The following is a 19,716-nucleotide window of genomic DNA, read 5'->3' as shown; positions in this document are numbered from 1 at the left end:
GCTATAACGCCCGCCGTAACGTAAACGCTAGCCGATCAATGCACAGCACCAGCAGCAGTAGTCCTAACCCTGGAAATACCCCAAGCCACCAGTAGCCTGCGGTGATGTAGCGCATGGCGTCTGCCAGTAATACCCCGATGGCCGGTTGGTTGGGGTCTAGGCCAACCCCTAAAAAGGTGAGGGCGGCTTCATGCAAAATGGCGTGGGGAAACAGTAGCAGGGCACCAACAAGGCAGTGAGGCAGTACGTGGGGTAATAAATGATGCAGCAGGATAAAGCCACGGGATTTGCCCAGCGAGCGTGAAATACGCACGTAAGGGGCATGACGCAGGGTGAGTAGCTCAGCCCTCAGTACCCTCGCTAGGCTTGGCCAGTGGGTAACGGCGACAGCAATAATGACGGCCTGGGTGCCGCCGCCCAATGCAAAGGCAATTAACAGCAGTAAAATCAAATGCGGCACGCTGAGCAGTGTATCGATCAGTAGGCTGACCAGCGCATCAAGTTTACTGGACAGTGTAGCGATAGCGGCCAAGGTTAACGCAATGGCGGTGCCCAGCAGTGCCGCGCTGATACCGACCCAAAAGCTTAGCCTAAGCCCGGCCAGGGTGCGTGCCCATAGCTCACGGCCCAGTGCATCGGTGCCTAGCCAGTGGCTGGCGCTGGGCGGTGCAAGGCGCGCATCAAACTGCATCTGTAGTGGTGCTGCCCCGAGCCATAAGGGGCTGGCGATAAGTGCGCTTAATAGCACCACTGCAAATGCGATATACGCCACAGCATAAAGGCGCGGCTGGGAGGCGCTCATAGCGGCCCCTGCTCGATACGTGGGTCAATCAGGTGATAAAGACTGTCGGCGATTAGATTACCTACGCTGACGAACAGCGCGGTAAAGAGCGCAATGCCCAGTAACAGGGGGACATCGCTACGCAGTCCTGCCTCAACGGTGGCTTGCCCAAGCCCTGGGTAGGCAAAAATCTGTTCGATTAAAATGGCGCCGCCAAATAGCTCGCCCAATGAGGCAAACGCTAAGGTAAGTGCGGGGAGGCTTGCGTGGCGAATGCCGTGTCGCCAGGCAATATCAATACGACTGGCCCCCTGGGCAAAGGCATGGGTGGCAATCTCAGAGCGCATCAGCGCAATCATGCGCGTACGAGTGTGTAGTGTAATAGAGGCAATACCCAGGAGCGTCAATGTCGCAACGGGAAGCGCTAAATGATGTAGCCGGGTGAGTAGGCTGACCTCCTGACTCAGCATTCCTGGTGGGCCGGCACAGCAGATAGGCGTCCAGCCCAGGTACACCGAAAACAACAGCAGGCCTACTATGCCGAGCCAAAAAGTGGGCGTTGAGGCGGTGATATACGCATAGCCGCTAATCACTCTATCAAGCGTTGACCCCTCTTTAGCGCCTGCAATAACGCCTAGCGCAAAGCCCACCACTACCGAGAGAAGCCACGCGCTGCCTAGTAGCATAATAGAGCGGTAAAAGCGCTGGCTGATGACCTCGCTGACCGGCTGGTTATAGATATGGCTCCAGCCTAGTTCGCCGCTGAGTAGTTGACGTAGCCAGTGGCCAAACTGGACGGCAGGTGGGGACTCAAAGCCCCAGCGCTCTGTGATGAGGGCGCGCTGCTCAGGGCTCACTTGGGCCATTTGTGGCCCCAGGTAGGCGTCTACCGGATCGATAGGCGATAGCATCACAAGCCCAAATGCCAGCGCGGCGACGCAAAACAGTACCAGTGTTAAGCGCAGGCAGCGGTAGGCTAGCCAGCGGGTCAATCGCACGTCCAGCGCCACGTCTGGAGGTTGGCGGTAATGGGCCAGCCGTGGCCATGGGGAGCAATACCCAGTTCGCCAACATCTAGGCAGCGATGGGCAGCATAGACGTGAGCAAGGTTAACCATCCATGCCCAGCTGGTATCACCACGAACACCATAACCGGTTTCGCCATCCCACTGGGCGGCTTGCCAGTGTTGGTTGGCGGTTTCCTGATCAGCCGCTGTTTGAGCTGCGTCTAAATGGCGATCTACCGTAGGGTTGGCGTAGTAGCCGCTGTTGTAGAACCCAAAGCCTGCGTGCTGACTATGAAATAAGTAGTACACTTCCTGGGGGCTGTGGCTGCCAAAGCCAAAGACAATGGCATCCTGGTGGAGCGCCTCGCGCTGTATCTCGTCCCAGTGGCGCCCTGTGGGCTGCATCTCAATCCCTAAGGGGCGCACCATGTCAGCACTCACTTGGGCTAATAATTGGCGCGTGGTGTCGCTCGCCGGGTAGGTTAAGCGAAAGCGCGCCGGTTGGCCGTCCTTGTAGCGCAGCCCGTCTGCACGAAGCTCCCAGCCTGCGTCATCTAAGAGGGTATGTGCGCGTGTAAGGTCAGGCGCTTCAAAAGCTTCATCTGTATCGCTCCATGCCAAACCGTCGGCAGGGCCAAATGCCGGGCGGCCATAGCCATGTAGGGCAACGTCTACCAGCGTTTCTCGATCAAGGGCCAGGTTAATCGCCCGACGGATGGCGATATCGGCGGTGACATCATTACCAATAGGGGCGCCTGAAGGCGCGTGTTCACCGCTCGCTGGCTGCATTGGGAACAGGATACCGCGGTTATCAACGCTCTCCATCACCACGCGCTGCATATGGGTAGGAAGGTTGGCTGCCAGCGCCGGTGGCAGCGCGGCGAGGTCAACTTGCCCGGCGTGTGCGGCACTTAAGGTGGTGTCTTCCCCGGTGAATAGAAATACTAACCGCTCAAAGGCAGGCGGTTCGCCGTAATAGTAGGGGTTACGCTCAACGATAAGCTGTTCGCCTTCCTGCCACTCCACCAGTTGGTAAGGGCCAGCGCCCAGGGGTTGCCTGCCATAATGATCGCCATAGCCATTTTCCCGCTCTGCGGCAGGCACAATCCCTAGGGTCATTAACTGGTCGATAAAGGTGATACGGGGTGCTTTGAGGGTCAGTTCAACGGTATATCGGTCAATAGCGTGAGCTGCTTGTAACGCGCTAAGGTCGGCGCGCCCCCCCGCACTAGACGCCGCATTAAAGGTATAGGCAACATCCGTTGCGGTTAGTGGCGTGCCATCGGCAAAGTAGGCATCGTCGCGCAGGGTGAGCGTCCAAGTGAGCCGGTCTTCTGAAAGTGACCACGCCGTGGCGAGCTCAGGCGTTGGGGCTAGGTCATGGCCACGGGATAACAGCGTTGCTTGAAACAGCGGGCTGCCATACTGGCCCCAACCTAGCAGGGGGTCGAACCCTTGTTCGGGTTCACCGCCAATGGCGAGCACAAGCTGCTCTTTCGCTTGAAGTGGGCTATTAAACGCTAAGCAAAAAGCGGTCAGGCCCAGTAAGATGGAACGCTGGTAACGAAACATGGCTTAGCCTTTTAACTCAAAAGTATGATGATTTAACAATAACATCATACTCTACGGTCAGGAAGATGCCCTTTGCCGCATTTGATAGGTTAAGTAGACGTAGACAATAGGAGGCGGGATGCAACGTGTCACGGTGACGTTGGATGAAGAGTTGCTTAGCGAGGTGGACGCGCTAATGCGTATACGCGGGTATCAGAATCGTTCAGAGGCAATTCGCGATCTAACACGCAGTGGTTTGAAGCAGGCAAGGGAAGAGGTGGCCCCAGAGGCACCTTGTATGGGGGCGCTGGTCTACGTGTATGATCATGCCGCGCGAGATCTATCTAAGCGCTTAACTCGCCACTCCCACGACCACCACGACTTGACCCTTTCAACTCTGCACGTGCATATCAACCACGATAGTTGCCTGGAAGTGGCGCTTCTAAAAGGGCAGGGTAGCGCCTTGAAACAGTTTGCCGACGAAGTGACCTCATCGCGCAGCGTGCGCTATGGTCAGCTCGTGTTAATTCCAGAAGAGTAGTGGTTAAAAAAGGTGGGTAAAAAGTCGAGGTTAGACGTTAGCTGGCTGAAGGGTATCCAATAAAAAGGGCGGCCCATGGCCACCCTCTTATGCGAACGTTCAGCAACTAAGAAAGTTAGTGCTCAACGCCGCCTTCGCCGTGCACATGACCGTGCTCAACTTCTTCCTGGCTTGCTTCACGCACTGTAGCAATCTCAACATCGAAGTTGAGCTGCTGGCCTGCCAGCGGGTGGTTGCCATCAACCACAACCGTATCGCCTTCAACCTTCTTGACGGTGACCATCAGAGGGCCGCCCTGGGTTTGTGCCTGGAACTGCATGCCTGGCTCAATGCTTTCAACGCCCTGGAAGGCATCGCGGGGTACTTCTTGCATCAGCTGTTCTTGAACTTCACCGTAGCCTTCAGAAGGCGAAACGGAAACGTTCAGTTTGTCACCAGCGGCACGGCCTTCGAGCTCTTTTTCCAGACCTGGGATAATGTTGCCAGCGCCGTGGAGGTAGGTCAGCGGCTCGCGGCCTTCGGAACTGTCAAGCACCTCACCTGCATCATTGGTCAGGGTATAGTGGAACGCGACAACCGAGTTTTGCGCAATTTGCATTGATTAACCTTTCGGTGAGTGCATGTCCCAACATGGTAACGCGTGTGAGCTAGCTTGTCAGGGGGTAAGCCAGGGTTTTTCCCGCTACTGGCCTTTGGCGGTATTGCGCCATGCTGTGCGCAGGGATACTCTACAGCCACAACTTCTTCTCCCTCTTCCAGACAGCTTTATATGGAGTTTTCTATGACGGTCTTCGTTCTTTGGGTAATCGCCTTTGTTTTGATTGCCTATTTTGCTAATAAGCGTTGGGATAACGGCGTAAGCCAAGGCCTAGATAAAATGCTACCGGATGTTTTAAAGACCCACGGTGATAATCGCCACTTATGGATTGGTGCGCTGGCGATCCTAGGCGCCACCACGCTGGTGCGTCCGGTAGATATCCTGTTAGTGGTGGTGCTACTAGCCATCATAGGGCTTATTGTTATGAAACTGGCGAGCTGGGCAAGTAGCAAAACCACTCACTAACGCCCTCAGCACCATAAAAAAGCGCCCGATCAGCTTGGCTGATCGGGCGCTTTTAATTTACTTGAACTTTAAAACTGTATAGCGAGCGCTTAGTAGGGCGCAACACTCATGTTGGCACCACTGCCAATCAAGCGAACCCGCTGGCCAGCTTGGAATTGACGGTCGGCGCGCTGAACCACAATAACGTCCGTGCCGTCATCGCGGCGGATTTCCATTTCGAGTGCGCTAACACGGTTAGCACGGTCTTCAGCTGCTGTACCGGCAACGGCACCACCGAGTGCACCTGCTACGGTTGCAAGCTGTCGGCCAGTACCGCCGCCTACTTGGTTACCTAAAATACCGCCGATCGCTGCGCCGCCGCCGCCGCCCAGCAAGTTACCAGTGCGGCTGTCCGCCTGAATTTGTACCGGACGTACGGCAACAATGGTGCCATACGCAACGCTTTGGCCGGTTTGGGCTTGGCTGCCACGGTATACATCGCCTGAGTAAGGGGCGGTATTGGCACAACCCGCCAATGTAAGAATGCTTAACGCAGCAACGGGTAGTAGTAGACGTTTCATTAAAACCTCCAGTATCTCAGCTCATAAAGCTGCAACGAATAGCATGATAATAGAACAGCGTTCTTTAAAAGATAACGGAAGCATCCTGATTTGACCAGCCATCAATGAAAAAGGTCATAAATTGCTGAGGAGGCGCGCATTGCGCAAGCAGTGTGCAAATACTTTGCACATGCGTGATGTACGCCTACGGGTGGCAATAAGCGACTATGAAGTGGGCCAACTGTTCAATACGAAAAATTATCCAACACAAAAAACTATCCAACACAAAAAAGGGGGCTTTCGCCCCCTTTGGTTGACTGCTAAAGCTTTATTGCTTATCCGGTATGAATTAACCGAATTGGTTCATTGTGTTGTCTTTACCACCGGCTTTCAGTGCGGCATCACCGTGGAAGAACTCTTTATGGTCGTCGCCAATGTTCGAGCCTGCCATATCCTGGTGCTTAACAGTCGCGATGCCTTGGCGAATTTCTTCGCGCTGCACGCCTTTAACGTAGGCCAGCATTCCCTCGTCACCAAAGTAGCCTTTCGCTAAGTTGTCGGTAGAGAGTGCCGCAGTGTGGTAAGTCGGCAGTGTGATCAGGTGGTGGAAGATGCCGGCTTCACGGGCGCCATCGCGCTGGAAGTTACGCGTCCACTCATCTGCCAATTGGCCAAGTTCGGTGTTGTCGTACTCAACGCTCATCAGCTTATCGCGCTGGTAAGCGGAAACGTCTTTACCTTCTTTCTCCCACGCATCAAACACTTGCTGGCGGAAGTTCAGCGTCCAGTTGAAGGACGGTGAGTTGTTGTAAACCAGCTTGGCGTCCGGGCACACTTCGCGAATGCGGTTAACCATGCTGGCAATTTGGCCAACGTGGGGTTTTTCGGTTTCAATCCACAGCAGGTCAGCACCGTTTTGAAGGCTGGTGATACAGTCCAAAATAACGCGGTCTTCGCCGGTGCCAGCTTTGAACTGGTAAAGGCCTGAGGCCAAACGCTTGGGTTTAACCAGTTTGCCGTTCTGCTTGATGACAACATCGCCGTTGTTAATGTCGTCAGCATTCTCGATAACATCGCCATCCAAGAAGCTGTTGTACTGGTCGCCCAGGTCGCCTGGTGCGTTGGTAACAGCGATCTTCTGGGTCAGGCCTGCACCTAGCGAGTCAGTACGTGCCACGATGACGCCATCATCTACGCCTAGTTCTAGGAAGGCATAACGTACGGCGTTGATTTTTGCCAGGAAGTCTTCATGAGGAACGGTCACTTTACCGTCCTGGTGACCACACTGCTTTTCGTCAGATACCTGGTTTTCCAGCTGGATGCAGCACGCGCCTGCCTGGATAAATTTCTTAGCCAGCAGGTAGGTCGCTTCGGCGTTACCAAAGCCCGCGTCGATGTCAGCGATAATCGGCACGACATGTGTTTCGTGGTTATCGATTTTGCTGATCAATTCTTGCTCTTTAGCGCTATCGCCAGCTTCTTTGGCGTCATCTAGCGCGCGGAAGAGGTGGTTAAGTTCCCACGCATCTGCCTGCTTCAAGAAGGTGTATAGCTCTTCAATCAGGTTGGCAACGGAGGTTTTTTCGTGCATGGACTGGTCAGGCAGCGGACCAAACTCAGAGCGTAGTGCGGCAACCATCCAGCCAGAGAGGTAGAGGTAGCTGCGCTTGGTGGTGCCAAAATGCTTTTTAATCGAGATCAACTTTTGCTGGCCGATAAAACCGTGCCAGCAGCCCAGGGACTGGGTGTACTTAGATGTATCAGCGTCGTAGGCCGCCATGTCTTCACGCATAATTTTAGCGGTGTAGCGGGCAATATCTAGGCCGGTGTGAAAGCGGTTCTGGGCACGCATACGGGCGGCGTATTCTGGCTTGATCGCTTCCCATTTACCACCTTGTGCTTCGCGTAATTGGGCGATGGCTTTAATATCGTCGAGAAGTCCTGACATGAGCTGATACCTCCGGGGTCGTGATAGCGATATCGCAAGTACGTTAGTTAATGCTTATGTTGCACTTGCGAAGTTGTTTCAGGGTTACTTATTTAAGTTGCTGTGTCGCTTAGATAATCGTCTCTAATAGAAACGTCTCTAAGAGGAACGTCGTACTCTCTTGAAAGCTATAAGCAAACTGAGCGAGTGCGCCGTACTGCAATGCAACAACTATCAACTAGTACGACGCATTCAACAATTGTCACTTGGGGGCAGAAGGGGTTGTAACTCGACTACAGGGCCTAGTCATAACGCCGTGTTTGTGTAGTCGTTTTTCGTCAGTTCACTATCAACAGGCCAAAAAAAGCGCCACCTAGCGGTGGCGCAGTCGTCAGTTATGAGACGGTTAAGTGGGCGATAAGAGGTGTTCTCTAAAGTGTTAACGCCATGTCGCGATGGGGAATGCCTGCATCCATAAATATCTCGCCGTAGGCGACAAAACCTAGGCGCTCATAAAAAGCCAGGGCATGTAGTTGAGCGCTAAGCTCGGCTTTTGCATGGCCAGCTTCGCGGGCAGCTTGAATGGCTGCTTCCATCAGCTGATAACCAATCCCCGTACCTCTGGCGCTGGGAAGAACCGCCACGCGACCAATATGGCCATCTGGCAGTAGGCGGGCGGTGCCCACCGGCTGGCCATTGAGAGTGGCTAAAAAATGGCGGCACTCGGCATCCCGGCCATCCCACTCTTCCTCTTGGGGCACGCGCTGCTCTTCAATAAAGACAGTGCAGCGAATAGCAGAGGCTGCCTCCCCTAGCGTGGGCCAATCGCCACTAACAATGTCCACAGGTGACATGGCTAATCCTCGTCCTCTTCGCCCATAAAGCCTAGGCTGCCCGTATTGGTGAGCTGCGTGATGAGTTCAGTGGCACCGCTGAGTTCCAGCACGTCAGCGTGGATGGGTGCAGGGTCGGCAAGGCGTTTGGCCAATGCTTCTGTGCAGGGGTGGCCATCGCCATCAACAAACAGAGTGGTGCCGCTGGCATCACTACGCCAAGCGATTCGGGAACCCGGCATTTGGAACAGAGGCTCGCCAGCGTGTAGTTGCGCAACAAGGTCTTCTTCGCTCATGGGCTGCTCTAAGGGAACAACCTGATCGATATATTTTGGCTGCGTCATAACGCGGCCAAACCATTGTGCCATTTGTTCCGGCTGATCCAGGGTTTCAAGGATAAATTGGCGCATCCGTTCTACGGCGGCATCGTCCACCTCACCTAGCTGGCTGGCGGGTGCCATGCCTGCATCACTGTAGCGCTGGGAAGCCGATAGCTGTTCACCAAGGTAATCAGCATAGGAAGTGATGGCTTCATCTGCTGAGGGCGCGCGAAAGCCGACCGATATCGTCATGCAGTCATCGGTTTGGCTAACCCCATGATGCGCCCAGCCGGGTGGCAGGTAGAGCATGTCGCCGGGTGCTAGCGTCCAGTCGGAGTTTGCTTCTACCTCAAAGGTTTCAAGAATGCGCAGGTCGATCCCTTGAATGATCGGCGCATCGTCAGACTGCTTGCCGCCCAATTGCCAGCGACGATGGCCGCTGGCCTGGAGCAGGAAGACATCATACTGATCAATATGCGGTCCAACGCTGCCACCAGGGGGGGCGTAGCTGATCATGATGTCGTCTAGCCGCCAACGGGGCAAAAAATCAAACTCATCCATTAACGCCGCAATAGAGGGCACGTAATGATCTACAGCCTGCACCAGCAGACTCCAGTTGCCTTCTGGAAGCCGCTCAAAGGTGGCGTCGTCAAACGGCCCGTGGGATACCTGCCAGGGGCCGTCGGGGCCATCTTCCTCGACTAGCCGAGCCTCAACGCCAGGTTCGCAGGCCAGGCCTGCTAGCTCATCGGGCTCAATGGGGCTTAAAAACTCGGGAATAGCGCCACGAATCAGTAGCGGTTTCTGTTGCCAGTAGTTGGCCAAAAAGTCTTCTGGGGTCAAATCGCCCAGCAACGTTAATGGCGTATTGGGTTGGCTCATGGCGGTATCCTAAATAGGTGAACGCGGCGCTATTACAGTTAGTGACAACTGTTGATGACAACAACGAATTACAGTAAATCTAGCCGCTGGGTAATCGCTTCGGCTTGTGCCGTAGCATTACCAATGTAGCTAGCCGGTGAGAGCGCTTTCAGCTCATCTTTTACCGTCGCGGGTAATTCGAGCGTATCAATAAAGGCGGCAAAGCCAGCTTGGTCGATGCGCTTTCCACGGGTTAGCTCTTTCAGTTTTTCGTAAGGCTTTTCAATGCCGTAGCGGCGCATGACCGTTTGGATCGGCTCGGCGAGGACTTCCCAGCTATTGTTTAAATCTTCTGCCAGCCGCTCTGGGTTGGCTTCTAGTTTGCTAATGCCTTTTAAGCTGGCGTGGTAGCCGATCAACCCATAGGCCAAGCCTACACCGAGGTTACGCAGCACCGTGGAGTCCGTCAGGTCGCGTTGCCAGCGGGAAATCGGCAGTTTTTGCGCCAAGTGGCTAAGTACTGCGTTGGCAAGGCCCAGGTTGCCTTCCGAGTTTTCAAAGTCGATTGGGTTAACTTTATGCGGCATGGTGGATGAGCCAATTTCGCCTTCCACGGTGCGTTGTTTGAAGTAGCCCAGGGAGATGTAGCCCCATACATCGCGGTCAAAATCGATCAGGATGGTGTTGAAGCGGCAAATGGCATCGAACAGCTCAGCAATGTAATCGTGGGGTTCGATTTGCGTGGTATAGGGGTTAAAGCTCAAGCCTAAACCTTCCACAAAAGTGCGCGCATTGGCTTCCCAGTCGATATCGGGGTAGGTGGTTAAGTGTGCGTTGTAGTTACCCACGGCACCGTTGATTTTGCCTAGTATCTCAACACTTTCGATCTGCTTGAGCTGACGCTTAAGGCGGTAAGCCACGTTGGCCATCTCTTTGCCCAGCGTGGTCGGGCTGGCCGTTTGGCCGTGGGTGCGGGACAGCATCGGCTGACCTGCGTGGGCAATTGCCAGCTTGGCAATATCGTCGGCAACCTCATGCATAGTGGGCAGCAAGGCTTTTAGGCCGTCGGCCAACATCACGCCGTAAGAGAGGTTGTTGATGTCTTCACTGGTACAGGCAAAGTGAATAAATTCGGTGACGGCATTGAGTTCGGTTTGGCCTGCAATCTTCTCTTTCAAGAAGTACTCAACCGCTTTGACATCATGGTTAGTCGTGCGCTCAATTTCCTTGATACGCTCAGCGTCTTCTACCGAGAAGTCGCGAATCAGCTGCTCTAAAAACGCAGTCGCTTCAGCGGAAAGGGGAGGGACTTCGACAATTTGGCTGTGGTCTGCCAGGCGCTGCAGCCAGCGTACTTCCACAATCACGCGCGCACGGATCAGGCCGAATTCGCTGAAGTGTTCACGTAACACAGCGGCTTTAGCGCCGTAGCGGCCGTCAACGGGGGAAAGGGCGGTTAAAGCTGAGAGTTGCATGGCGTAAGCTTCCAATGGGTCGGTAGGAGGATGAAGAGAGCAGGATTGTATAAAAAGGGTTAGCTAAGGCTATCCAGCGCGCGCCGTAGAGCTTTACGCTGGAAAACAAGCTTCCAGCGGCGACCGCCCAATTGGTGCCAAAGCAGTGCAAAGCGAATGCCTGCCATTAAACACGCGCGAACCCGCTCCGGCATCATGCGGGTTTGCAGCAGTGAAGGGTCGCCTTGCACCACAATACGCGTTTTAAACGTCGAAATTGTTTCCTGATAGGTCTCGCCTAGGCTGGCAATGACGTTCTCATGAGTAGTGCCGAAGTGCTCCGCCTGCCCCTGGACATGGGCTAGCTTTTGGCCGAGTACATCCATCATGTGGTGATCGGTGCGCAGTTTGTTCATTAACAGCAGCAGTGAAAAGCCATAGCGCAGCACCACGGGGTTGGCCTGTTTGCGGCCTACCAAAGCTTCCAGTGTATCCAGCCCGCGGCGAAGGTTGTTGGGGTGGCCGCCATAAATGGCTTCAAAACTTTCCGGATTGGTGTCTACCGTGGCGTTAATCAGCGTTTCCCAGGCGCGGGAATCGACTTGCCCCGTGCGTGCTAGCTCATCGACGAGGCTTGCGGCTTGAAAAACGCCAGCAAGTGCGAGCGCCTGGCGGGCAGCCGGCGTATCCGGTGCGCGATGAATAGGTGTGGCACTCATGCAGCAGTCTCCGAAGCTTTCCAAGTGGCGCGGATCACGCCACCGCCTAAACAGATATCACCATCATAAAGTACCAGCGACTGCCCTGGCGTTACCGCCCATTGTGGGTCATCGAAGACCACTTCCACGCTGCCATCCGCTAGAGCGCGTATTTCGCAGGGGCAGTCGCTTTGGCGATAGCGGGTTTTCGCGGTAAAGCGGCCCTGCTGTGTGGGCGGTTCGCCCGCGACCCAATCCATTTTTTCCGTGGCTAGGGTATCGGTATAGAGCAGCGGATGATGCTTGCCCTGTACGGCAATCAGTACGTTGCGTGCTAAATCTTTGGCAGCCACGTACCAGGGGTCTTCTGAGTAGTTGGCAAGGCCGCCGATACCCAGGCCCTGGCGCTGGCCAAGGGTGTAGTACATGAGCCCCATGTGCTTACCGATGACATCGCCTTCCGGGGTTTCAATCATACCGGGCTGTGCAGGTAGGTATTGCTGCAGAAAATCGCGGAAACGGCGCTCACCAATAAAGCAAATGCCCGTGGAGTCTTTCTTCTTGGCGGTTACTAGGTCGTGGTGCTCTGCCAAGGCTCGGACGGCGGGTTTCTCCAGCTCGCCGACAGGGAATAGCGTGCGTGCAATGGCCGCTTCGGGCACTGCATGCAGGAAGTAGCTCTGGTCTTTGTTACCATCCAAGCCTTTTAGCAGGCGCGGGCGCCCTTCACGAACCCCTTGACGCACATAGTGTCCGGTCGCAATTTTATCTGCGCCTAGCATTTCGGCGTATTCCAAAAAGACCTTAAATTTGATCTCCCGGTTACACAGAATGTCAGGGTTAGGCGTTCGGCCTGCCTTATACTCGGCAAGGAAGTGTTCAAACACGTTATCCCAATATTCAGCGGCGAAATTAGCCGTATGCAGCTTAATCCCCAGCTTGGCGCACACCGCTTCGGCATCGGCGAGGTCTTCCTTCGCTGTGCAGTACTCTGTGCCGTCGTCTTCGTCCCAATTCTTCATGAACAGGCCCTCAACCTCGTACCCCTGTTGGAGTAGAAGCAGGGCAGAAACAGACGAATCGACGCCACCCGACATGCCGACAATAACTTTGCCGTTAGCGGTTGGCTCGGTAGTGGACGACCCAGTGGTGGCCGACATAGGCATCCCCAGTAGAAGTAGTGTGCATAAGAGCAGTAAGCAAGTGGCCGAAGATTATACACGATGGGGGCTTAACGCTTCGAGTGCTTCACTCCCGAATCACGGTAAGGGGGTAGCAGTGTCCGCTGCTGGCATCAATAATGCGTTTAAGCACCAAGGGGCTGCGTAGCCGCTGAGCGGCATTAAGTGCTTCTATTTCTTGACGCGTGAGCCAATGGGTAGCCGTTATATCGCTATCTATAGGGGTGTTCAGTTGGGTATCTGGGGTGGCGACAAAGCCGTGGCTATGAAACGTCACTCCCTCCGGTGTGTGAAATACATAAAGCCCTAAATAGCCCGTTAACGTTACCTGCCAAGCGGTCTCTTCTTTTACCTCGCGCACTATCGCCGCAAGCGGCCCTTCGCCAGGCTCCACATGTCCTGCAGGCTGATTAAAAACGGTTGCTTTGCCACCGCGTGCTTCTTCCACCATCAAGTAGCGCCCATTTTGCTGGATCACACAGGCAGCTGTGCTACGTATATGGCTCATGAGGTGCGCCTACGCCGTGGCGAGCTGCCACGTTTAGGTTTAGTTGACTGTGGGGCATGTAGCGTCTCTTTGCGCCACTCGCCGGGCGCTAGGTCTCCCAGCTGCCATGGGCCAATCGCTGCGCGAATCAGACGCAGGGTGGGAAAACCTACATGGGCGGTCATGCGCCGGACCTGACGGTTACGGCCTTCGCTGATGGTTAGCTCCAACCAGCTAGTGGAGGGGTGGCGCTTGGGGTCAACGGCGGGGTCGCGCGGCGCCATGGCAGGCGCTTCAATGCGCCGTGCTTTGGCGGGCTGAGTAGGGCCATCTTTCAGGGTGAGGCCTTGTTTAAGCAAGCTGATCGCCTCATCGCTTATATGCCCCTCAAGCTGCACCCAGTAGGTTTTTGGCTGCTTATGCCGTGGGTGGGCAATGCGATGAATGAGGCCACCGTCATCGCTGAGAAGTAGCAGCCCCTCTGAGTCGTAGTCCAGCCTTCCAGCGGCATAAACGCCGGGCGCGTTAATTACATCGGCTAGGGTGGCACGGCCTTGGTTATCGGTAAACTGGGAGAGCATTCGATAGGGTTTATGCAGTAAGTAAAGCGTACTCATGTTGCCTCGTAGGTCGTGCTTTTAATTTGTCGACAATCGTTCATGCGGTTAAAGTTCAGCGCTGGTATACTTCGGCGTAGCCGTATGAGACGTGCTTGAGTCGTCGTAATCACCACCGCAGTAAACCACCGAGTGATGCCGGGGCAGCCAAGAAATGCTCCCCCTACTTCGCGGCCTGGTCTTTTGTTGAATGCGCCGCGTAGCTTGAGATTTTTTATAATCACAGCGACAGAAAAAAAGAGGTTAACGCAAAAATGTCCACAACGCCGAAGATCATTTATACGCTCACCGACGAAGCCCCTGCGCTAGCAACCTACTCTTTGTTACCGATCATTGATGCCTTCACCGACTCTGCCGGTGTCGAAGTTGAAACGCGGGATATCTCTTTGGCCGCGCGGGTATTGGCGCAGTTCCCCGATGTGCTCAGCGACGAGCAGCGCGTTAGCGATGACCTGGCCGAGCTTGGCCAGCTGGCTACCACGCCTGAAGCCAATATTATCAAGCTGCCGAACATCAGTGCCTCCGGCCCGCAGTTAAAAGCCACCATTAAAGAGCTACAAAGCCAAGGCTACTCGCTGCCGGACTATCCGGAAGAGCCGCAGAACGACGAAGAAGCTTCCATTAAAGCGCGCTATGACAAAGCCAAAGGCAGTGCGGTAAACCCCGTGCTGCGTGAAGGTAACTCTGATCGCCGTGCGCCAAAATCAGTAAAAAATTACGCTCGTAAATACCCGCACCGCATGGGTGAGTGGAGCGCGGACTCCAAGTCCCACGTGTCTCACATGAGCGAAGGTGACTTCTACGGTAGTGAGCAGTCTGCCGTTATGGAGAAGGCCACTAAGCTTAAAATTGAGCTGCAGCAAAAAGATGGCACCAACGTTGTACTGAAAGAAAGCCTCTCCGTGCTTGAAGGCGAAGTGATCGATGCTGCCAGCATGAGCAGCCGCCGCCTGCGCAGCTTTATCGAAGATCAGATCAATGATGCCAAAGAGCTTGGTGTGCTGTTTTCGCTGCACCTGAAAGCCACCATGATGAAAGTGTCGGACCCGATCATGTTCGGCATCGTGGTTGAAGAGTTCTACAAAGACGTACTCGAAAAGCATGCGGATGCGTTAAAAGAGGTTGGCTTCAACCCCAACAGCGGTATCGGCGATCTGTACAGCGCGATTGGAAAGCTGCCTAGCGCTCAGCAAGAAACGATCAAAAGCGATATCGAGGCGCTTTACCAGGAGCGTCCTGCCATGGCGATGGTGAACTCCCACAAGGGGATTACCAACCTACACGTGCCTAGCGATGTCATCATCGACGCCTCTATGCCTGCTATGATCCGCGATTCTGGCAAAATGTGGAACGTCAACGACGAGCTGCAAGACGCGAAAGCGGTTATTCCAGACCGCTGTTATGCGACCATTTACCAAGCAGTGATTGACGATTGCAAAAAACATGGCGCCTTTGATCCTACCACCATGGGCAGCGTGCCTAATGTGGGCTTGATGGCGCAAAAGGCGGAAGAGTACGGCTCCCACGATAAAACCTTCCAAATTCCTGCCGATGGCACTGTCGTGGTGACTGACGACGCTGGCCACACGCTGTTTAGCCATGCAGTAGAAGCGGGCGACATTTGGCGTATGTGCCAGACCAAAGACGCCCCGATTCAGGATTGGGTGAAGCTTGCCGTCACCCGCGCCCGTGATAGCGGTGCGCCGGCTATTTTCTGGCTCGACGCTAACCGCGCCCACGATGCTCAGCTGATCAAGAAGGTAGAAACGTACCTAAAGGCGCACGATACCGCTGGCCTGGATATTCGTATTCTGGCACCGGTAGATGCTATGCAGCTCTCCCTTGAGCGTATTCGTAAAGGTGAAGACACTATCTCCGTGACGGGTAATGTACTGCGTGACTACCTCACCGACTTGTTCCCGATTATGGAGCTAGGCACCAGCGCCAAGATGCTCTCTATTGTGCCGCTGATGAACGGTGGCGGCCTGTTTGAAACCGGCGCGGGCGGTTCAGCACCTAAGCACGTTCAGCAGTTCTTAGAAGAGAACCACCTGCGTTGGGATTCGCTGGGCGAATTCTTGGCGCTAGCGGCGTCTCTAGAGCACTTGGGCAGCACCTTTGGTAACGAGCGCGCGACGCTGTTAGCCAAAGCGCTGGATGAGGCTAACGGCCAATTCCTCGACAGCAACAAGTCTCCATCGCGTAAAGTAGGTGAGCTTGATAACCGTGGCAGCCACTTCTACTTAGCGATGTACTGGGCCGATGCACTGGCTGCGCAGGATCAGGATGCAGAGATGAAAACCCTCTTTGCTCGCTTGGCTGAAACCCTGAAAGCCAATGAAGCCACTATCGTTGATGAGCTAAACAGTGTTCAAGGCCAAGCCATGGACATTCAAGGCTACTTCCACCCTAATGGTGAACTGGCCAGCCAAGCAATGCGCCCGAGCAAAACGCTCAATGACGCCCTTGCAATGGTTGCTAAAGGCTAATAACCACACCCAGCAGCCGTTCGTGCTGCCGCTGGGCATAGCGCATTAAAAATGTTGCTATCACCCCTCGCCCGCTAGCCGGGCGAGGGTTTTTTGTCTCGCTCAGTGTGATAATTTGTTTTTTTCCATGAACCCTTGCTGGCGTCGCGCGTCTTATAGAAGTAACGACTCAAACTAGATGCCGCGTGATAGCTAAGAGACGATATCCCTTGCTGCTTATGCCCAATATTCACAGTTCATACCTGGCGACTATCCTGCAAGCAGGCATGTCACTCCCTGATATGCCTGACCATGATGATGGCCTGGCGGTAGAAACAGCCAAGCCTGAGTTAGCTCAGCCTCCGCTTTATAAAGTGGTGCTACATAACGACGATTACACTCCTATGGAGTTTGTCGTAGAAATTTTGCAAGGCTTTTTCGGTATGGATAGTGAAAAAGCGGTGCAAGTAATGCTCGCGGTGCACACCCAGGGTAAAGCTACCTGCGGTATCTTTACCCGCGACATTGCCGAAACTAAAAGTTATCAAGTCAATGAATACGCCCGTGAATGCGAGCACCCACTAATGTGTGATATCGAATCTGCTAACTGAAAGCGTTGAAAAAAATTAGCGGAGGGGCTTGCAACCGCGCCATTTGTACCCGATGTTGAAAGTGCCGGTCGATTAAACTGATCCGATGCAACCCCTAGGTGGCAATATGCCCTAGGTAGTAGCGAAAAGGGGACTGCCATGCTGAGCAAAGAACTTGAACTGACCCTGAACACGGCCTTCACCGTGGCACGCTCTAAGCGCCACGAATTTATGACCGTTGAGCATCTGCTCTTAGCATTGCTGGACAATGCCTCTGCGGTGGATGTACTGAAGGCGTGTGGGGCAAACCTCGACAAGCTGCGGTCCGATCTGCAGGATTTTATTAACTCGACCACGCCCCTGATCCCTGAAGGCCAGGGCGATCGTGAAACGCAGCCAACGCTTGGTTTTCAGCGTGTGCTGCAGCGTGCTGTGTTCCATGTACAGTCATCCGGTAAAAGTGAAGTCACCGGTGCGAATGTGCTGGTTGCTATTTTTTCTGAGCAAGAGAGCCAAGCGGTTTACTTCCTGAAGCAACAGAGTGTCGCCCGTGTTGATGCGGTGAATTACATCGCCCATGGAATTTCTAAAGTAGCAGGCCATGGCCCTGCGCAGTCGCCCTCTTCTCCAGAGAGCGAAGATGCCGAAGAGGGCAGCGCAGAAGGTGCCGCACACCCGTTAACCGGTTATGCCACCAATTTAAACGAGCAAGCGCGCCAGGGTAAAATTGACCCGTTGATTGGCCGAGACCACGAGCTTGAGCGCGTGGTGCAGATTCTTGCTCGTCGGCGTAAGAACAACCCGCTACTGGTCGGTGAGGCCGGGGTCGGTAAAACGGCGGTTGCCGAAGGCTTGGCGAAGCGCATCGTTGAAGAAGACGTGCCTGACGTTATTGCTGATGCAGTTGTGTACTCACTGGATATGGGTGCGCTGCTGGCGGGAACGAAGTACCGCGGCGATTTTGAAAAACGCCTCAAAAGCCTGCTTAGTGAATTGCGTAAGCAGCCAAACGCAGTGTTGTTTATTGATGAAATTCACACCGTCATTGGTGCAGGAGCGGCTTCTGGCGGCGTGATGGATGCGTCTAACCTGTTAAAGCCCTTGCTCTCTTCTGGCGAGCTACGCTGCATCGGTTCAACGACTTTCCAAGAGTTTCGCGGTATTTTTGAGAAAGATCGTGCACTGGCGCGTCGCTTCCAAAAAGTGGATGTGCTGGCGCCCTCAGTGGAAGACACCATCAAAATTCTTAAAGGGTTGCGCTCACGTTTTGAGGAGCACCACGAACTCAAGTACACCGATGGTGCTTTGGAGAGCGCTGCGCGCTTAGCGGATCGCTACATTAACGATCGTTACTTGCCCGATAAAGCCATTGATGTGATTGACGAAGCGGGCGCGCATCAGCGCATGCTGCCGCCTGAAGTGCGCACGCCAACCATTGATGTGGAGCAGGTCGAAGCCGTTGTTGCCTCCATTGCGCGTATTCCGCCGAAAAGCGTTTCAAGCTCGGATCGGAAGCTGCTTGAAAAGCTCGACCGCGATCTGAAAATGCTTGTGTTTGGCCAGGATGAAGCGATTGACTCGCTATCTGCCGCGATAAAACTGTCTCGTGCCGGGCTGAAGTCACCGGATAAACCCGTGGGCAGCTTCCTGTTCGCAGGGCCTACCGGTGTCGGTAAGACCGAAGTGGCTAAACAGCTTGCGCATATTATGGGCATCGAGCTGGTGCGCTTTGATATGTCGGAGTATATGGAGCGCCACACCGTATCACGCTTGATTGGCGCGCCTCCTGGCTACGTAGGTTACGACCAGGGTGGTTTGCTTACCGAAGCGGTAACCAAGCAGCCTCACTGTGTTCTACTACTTGATGAGATCGAAAAGGCCCACCCTGAAGTCTTTAACTTGCTGCTGCAGGTCATGGATCATGGCCGCCTGACGGACAACAACGGTCGCGAAGCAGACTTCCGGCACGTTATCCTGATCATGACCTCAAACGCAGGGGCTGAGCAGGCATCGCGTCGCTCAATTGGTTTCCAGCATCAGGATCACTCTACCGATGCCATGGAGGTGATTCGTCGGACGTTCTCACCAGAGTTCCGCAACCGTTTGGACGGAATTATTCAATTCCATGCGCTGCATACCTCTGTGGTGCGAAACGTGGTTGATAAGTTCTTGATTGAGCTTCAGGCGCAGCTGGATGAGAAACGTGTTCAACTGGAAGTGGATGATACCGCCAGAGATTGGCTGGCAGAGAAGGGTTACGACCCAGACATGGGGGCGCGTCCTATGGCTCGCCTCATCCAAGAGAAGCTTAAAAAGCCGTTGGCTGAGATGATTTTGTTTGGCGAGTTGGCAGACCAAGGGGGGATTGTGCATGTCAGCCTAGAAGAGGGTGAACTGCATCTTTCTACCGAATCGGAAATGGCGGATGCGCCCTGATAAGGGCGCTAAGTCGCTGTTAAGCATCATGCCTGGCTCTTTTGTGCTTGAAGTTCATAGCTGAAAGAGTCAGCGTGGTTGTCAGCCTAAGTTAGTAAAGCAGTAACGCACAGCGCCCTGTCATCGACGGGGCGTTGTCGTTTCCAGGGAGCGGCGCCGTATTTAACTTAGCAAAAATCCGCGTAAACCCTCGCCCGATTGAGGGCGGAGATACAAGCGGGCAGCGCGCTAGCGCTGCAGGGGTTGTAGTTTCGTATTTATCTGGCACTATACATTCATACAGTCAACGAGTTGAAGCCGTTGTGTTAACAGCCACCAAAGTACGCATCTACCCCACCCCCGAACAGGCTGATTTCTTGAATC

Annotated in this window: 19 protein-coding genes; 6 read left to right on the top strand and 13 right to left on the bottom strand. The window is 54.3% G+C overall.

Features of this window, described 5'->3' with window-relative positions; all coding sequences use genetic code 11:
* Position 1: 1 nt before the first annotated feature.
* Genes MOY_RS08790 through MOY_RS08780 form a run of 3 tightly spaced genes read right to left on the bottom strand, consistent with a single transcriptional unit; the run spans position 2 to position 3,359 of the window.
* Positions 2-802, bottom strand: coding sequence for an ABC transporter permease (locus tag MOY_RS08790; protein ID WP_009098776.1), 801 nt, complete (start codon positions 800-802; stop codon positions 2-4).
* Complete coding sequence (locus tag MOY_RS08785) at positions 799-1,773, bottom strand: ABC transporter permease (protein ID WP_009098775.1); 975 nt, start codon at positions 1,771-1,773, stop codon at positions 799-801. Before MOY_RS08785 ends, MOY_RS08790 begins: the two co-directional genes overlap by 4 nt.
* The gene (locus MOY_RS08780; protein ID WP_009098773.1) at positions 1,770-3,359 is read right to left on the bottom strand and encodes an ABC transporter substrate-binding protein; all 1,590 of its coding nucleotides are present in this window, start codon (positions 3,357-3,359) and stop codon (positions 1,770-1,772) included. The genes MOY_RS08785 and MOY_RS08780 overlap by 4 nt, the downstream gene beginning before the upstream one ends.
* Positions 3,360-3,477: 118 nt before the next feature.
* On the opposite strand from MOY_RS08780, the gene nikR reads away from it, so the two are divergent.
* Entirely contained in the window at positions 3,478-3,879 is a 402-nt protein-coding gene (nikR, locus tag MOY_RS08775) for a nickel-responsive transcriptional regulator NikR (protein WP_009098771.1), read from the top strand.
* A gap of 115 nt (positions 3,880-3,994) precedes the next feature.
* Here the strand turns inward: nikR and MOY_RS08770 are convergent, their stop codons facing one another.
* Positions 3,995-4,477, bottom strand: a complete 483-nt coding sequence (locus MOY_RS08770) for an FKBP-type peptidyl-prolyl cis-trans isomerase (RefSeq protein ID WP_009098769.1) — start codon at positions 4,475-4,477, stop codon at positions 3,995-3,997.
* 183 nt (positions 4,478-4,660) lie between these two features.
* Here MOY_RS08770 and MOY_RS08765 point away from each other — a divergent pair, with 183 nt between their 5' ends.
* On the top strand, positions 4,661-4,942 hold the full coding sequence (locus tag MOY_RS08765) for a hypothetical protein (RefSeq protein WP_009098767.1): 282 nt from the start codon (positions 4,661-4,663) through the stop codon (positions 4,940-4,942).
* An 89-nt stretch (positions 4,943-5,031) separates the two neighbouring features.
* On the opposite strand, the gene MOY_RS08760 is transcribed toward MOY_RS08765, so the two are convergent.
* The 9 genes from MOY_RS08760 to MOY_RS08720 form a co-directional block, all read right to left on the bottom strand.
* Positions 5,032-5,502: a glycine zipper 2TM domain-containing protein gene (locus tag MOY_RS08760; protein ID WP_009098765.1), complete on the bottom strand. Its 471-nt coding sequence runs from the start codon at positions 5,500-5,502 to the stop codon at positions 5,032-5,034.
* A gap of 328 nt (positions 5,503-5,830) precedes the next feature.
* The gene (locus MOY_RS08755) at positions 5,831-7,429 is read right to left on the bottom strand and encodes an isocitrate lyase (RefSeq protein ID WP_009098764.1); all 1,599 of its coding nucleotides are present in this window, start codon (positions 7,427-7,429) and stop codon (positions 5,831-5,833) included.
* Between the two features lie 410 nt (positions 7,430-7,839).
* Entirely contained in the window at positions 7,840-8,262 is a 423-nt protein-coding gene (locus MOY_RS08750) for a GNAT family N-acetyltransferase (RefSeq protein WP_009098762.1), read from the bottom strand.
* Positions 8,263-8,264: 2 nt separating this feature from the next.
* Positions 8,265-9,443 carry a cupin domain-containing protein gene (locus MOY_RS08745; RefSeq protein WP_009098760.1) on the bottom strand — a complete coding sequence of 393 codons (1,179 nt, stop codon included), beginning with the start codon at positions 9,441-9,443 and terminating at the stop codon, positions 8,265-8,267.
* Between the two features lie 68 nt (positions 9,444-9,511).
* Positions 9,512-10,897, bottom strand: a complete 1,386-nt coding sequence (gene purB, locus MOY_RS08740) for an adenylosuccinate lyase (RefSeq protein ID WP_009098758.1) — start codon at positions 10,895-10,897, stop codon at positions 9,512-9,514.
* A gap of 59 nt (positions 10,898-10,956) precedes the next feature.
* A complete protein-coding gene (gene hflD, locus MOY_RS08735; protein ID WP_009098756.1) occupies positions 10,957-11,595 on the bottom strand; it encodes a high frequency lysogenization protein HflD in 639 nt (212 codons plus the stop codon).
* Complete coding sequence (gene mnmA / locus MOY_RS08730) at positions 11,592-12,734, bottom strand: tRNA 2-thiouridine(34) synthase MnmA (protein WP_009098754.1); 1,143 nt, start codon at positions 12,732-12,734, stop codon at positions 11,592-11,594. The genes hflD and mnmA overlap by 4 nt, the downstream gene beginning before the upstream one ends.
* Before the next feature lie 88 nt (positions 12,735-12,822).
* Positions 12,823-13,263 (bottom strand): NUDIX hydrolase, encoded by a 441-nt coding sequence (locus MOY_RS08725; protein WP_009098751.1) that lies wholly within the window; start codon positions 13,261-13,263, stop codon positions 12,823-12,825.
* On the bottom strand, positions 13,260-13,859 hold the full coding sequence (locus MOY_RS08720) for a pseudouridine synthase (protein ID WP_009098749.1): 600 nt from the start codon (positions 13,857-13,859) through the stop codon (positions 13,260-13,262). Before MOY_RS08720 ends, MOY_RS08725 begins: the two co-directional genes overlap by 4 nt.
* A 254-nt stretch (positions 13,860-14,113) precedes the next feature.
* Here MOY_RS08720 and MOY_RS08715 point away from each other — a divergent pair, with 254 nt between their 5' ends.
* The 4 genes from MOY_RS08715 to MOY_RS17770 all read left to right on the top strand — a co-directional run.
* A complete protein-coding gene (locus tag MOY_RS08715; RefSeq protein ID WP_009098747.1) occupies positions 14,114-16,348 on the top strand; it encodes an NADP-dependent isocitrate dehydrogenase in 2,235 nt (744 codons plus the stop codon).
* A gap of 281 nt (positions 16,349-16,629) precedes the next feature.
* Positions 16,630-16,938, top strand: coding sequence for an ATP-dependent Clp protease adapter ClpS (gene clpS / locus MOY_RS08710; RefSeq protein WP_035540483.1), 309 nt, complete (start codon positions 16,630-16,632; stop codon positions 16,936-16,938).
* Positions 16,939-17,076: 138 nt separating this feature from the next.
* Complete coding sequence (gene clpA / locus MOY_RS08705; protein WP_009098742.1) at positions 17,077-19,353, top strand: ATP-dependent Clp protease ATP-binding subunit ClpA; 2,277 nt, start codon at positions 17,077-17,079, stop codon at positions 19,351-19,353.
* Between the two features lie 302 nt (positions 19,354-19,655).
* A partial coding sequence (locus MOY_RS17770) for a helix-turn-helix domain-containing protein (protein ID WP_443134860.1) occupies positions 19,656-19,716 on the top strand: 61 nt, incomplete at its 3' end.

Origin of the sequence: Halomonas sp. GFAJ-1, assembly GCF_000236625.2 — a bacterium.
Classification (GTDB): domain Bacteria; phylum Pseudomonadota; class Gammaproteobacteria; order Pseudomonadales; family Halomonadaceae; genus Vreelandella.
This window is presented reverse-complemented; position numbering and strand designations above follow the sequence as displayed.

What these genes read in the sequence shown, in the direction of transcription:
- MOY_RS08790 (WP_009098776.1), bottom strand. Translation starts at nt 802, where the DNA reads ATGAGCGCCTCCCAGCCGCGCCTTTATGCTGTGGCGTATATCGCATTT.
- MOY_RS08780 (WP_009098773.1), bottom strand. Translation starts at nt 3,359, where the DNA reads ATGTTTCGTTACCAGCGTTCCATCTTACTGGGCCTGACCGCTTTTTGC.
- nikR (WP_009098771.1), top strand. Translation starts at nt 3,478, where the DNA reads ATGCAACGTGTCACGGTGACGTTGGATGAAGAGTTGCTTAGCGAGGTG.
- MOY_RS08770 (WP_009098769.1), bottom strand. Translation starts at nt 4,477, where the DNA reads ATGCAAATTGCGCAAAACTCGGTTGTCGCGTTCCACTATACCCTGACC.
- MOY_RS08765 (WP_009098767.1), top strand. Translation starts at nt 4,661, where the DNA reads ATGACGGTCTTCGTTCTTTGGGTAATCGCCTTTGTTTTGATTGCCTAT.
- MOY_RS08760 (WP_009098765.1), bottom strand. Translation starts at nt 5,502, where the DNA reads ATGAAACGTCTACTACTACCCGTTGCTGCGTTAAGCATTCTTACATTG.
- MOY_RS08755 (WP_009098764.1), bottom strand. Translation starts at nt 7,429, where the DNA reads ATGTCAGGACTTCTCGACGATATTAAAGCCATCGCCCAATTACGCGAA.
- MOY_RS08750 (WP_009098762.1), bottom strand. Translation starts at nt 8,262, where the DNA reads ATGTCACCTGTGGACATTGTTAGTGGCGATTGGCCCACGCTAGGGGAG.
- MOY_RS08745 (WP_009098760.1), bottom strand. Translation starts at nt 9,443, where the DNA reads ATGAGCCAACCCAATACGCCATTAACGTTGCTGGGCGATTTGACCCCA.
- purB (WP_009098758.1), bottom strand. Translation starts at nt 10,897, where the DNA reads ATGCAACTCTCAGCTTTAACCGCCCTTTCCCCCGTTGACGGCCGCTAC.
- hflD (WP_009098756.1), bottom strand. Translation starts at nt 11,595, where the DNA reads ATGAGTGCCACACCTATTCATCGCGCACCGGATACGCCGGCTGCCCGC.
- mnmA (WP_009098754.1), bottom strand. Translation starts at nt 12,734, where the DNA reads ATGTCGGCCACCACTGGGTCGTCCACTACCGAGCCAACCGCTAACGGC.
- MOY_RS08725 (WP_009098751.1), bottom strand. Translation starts at nt 13,263, where the DNA reads ATGAGCCATATACGTAGCACAGCTGCCTGTGTGATCCAGCAAAATGGG.
- MOY_RS08720 (WP_009098749.1), bottom strand. Translation starts at nt 13,859, where the DNA reads ATGAGTACGCTTTACTTACTGCATAAACCCTATCGAATGCTCTCCCAG.
- MOY_RS08715 (WP_009098747.1), top strand. Translation starts at nt 14,114, where the DNA reads ATGTCCACAACGCCGAAGATCATTTATACGCTCACCGACGAAGCCCCT.
- clpS (WP_035540483.1), top strand. Translation starts at nt 16,630, where the DNA reads ATGCCTGACCATGATGATGGCCTGGCGGTAGAAACAGCCAAGCCTGAG.
- clpA (WP_009098742.1), top strand. Translation starts at nt 17,077, where the DNA reads ATGCTGAGCAAAGAACTTGAACTGACCCTGAACACGGCCTTCACCGTG.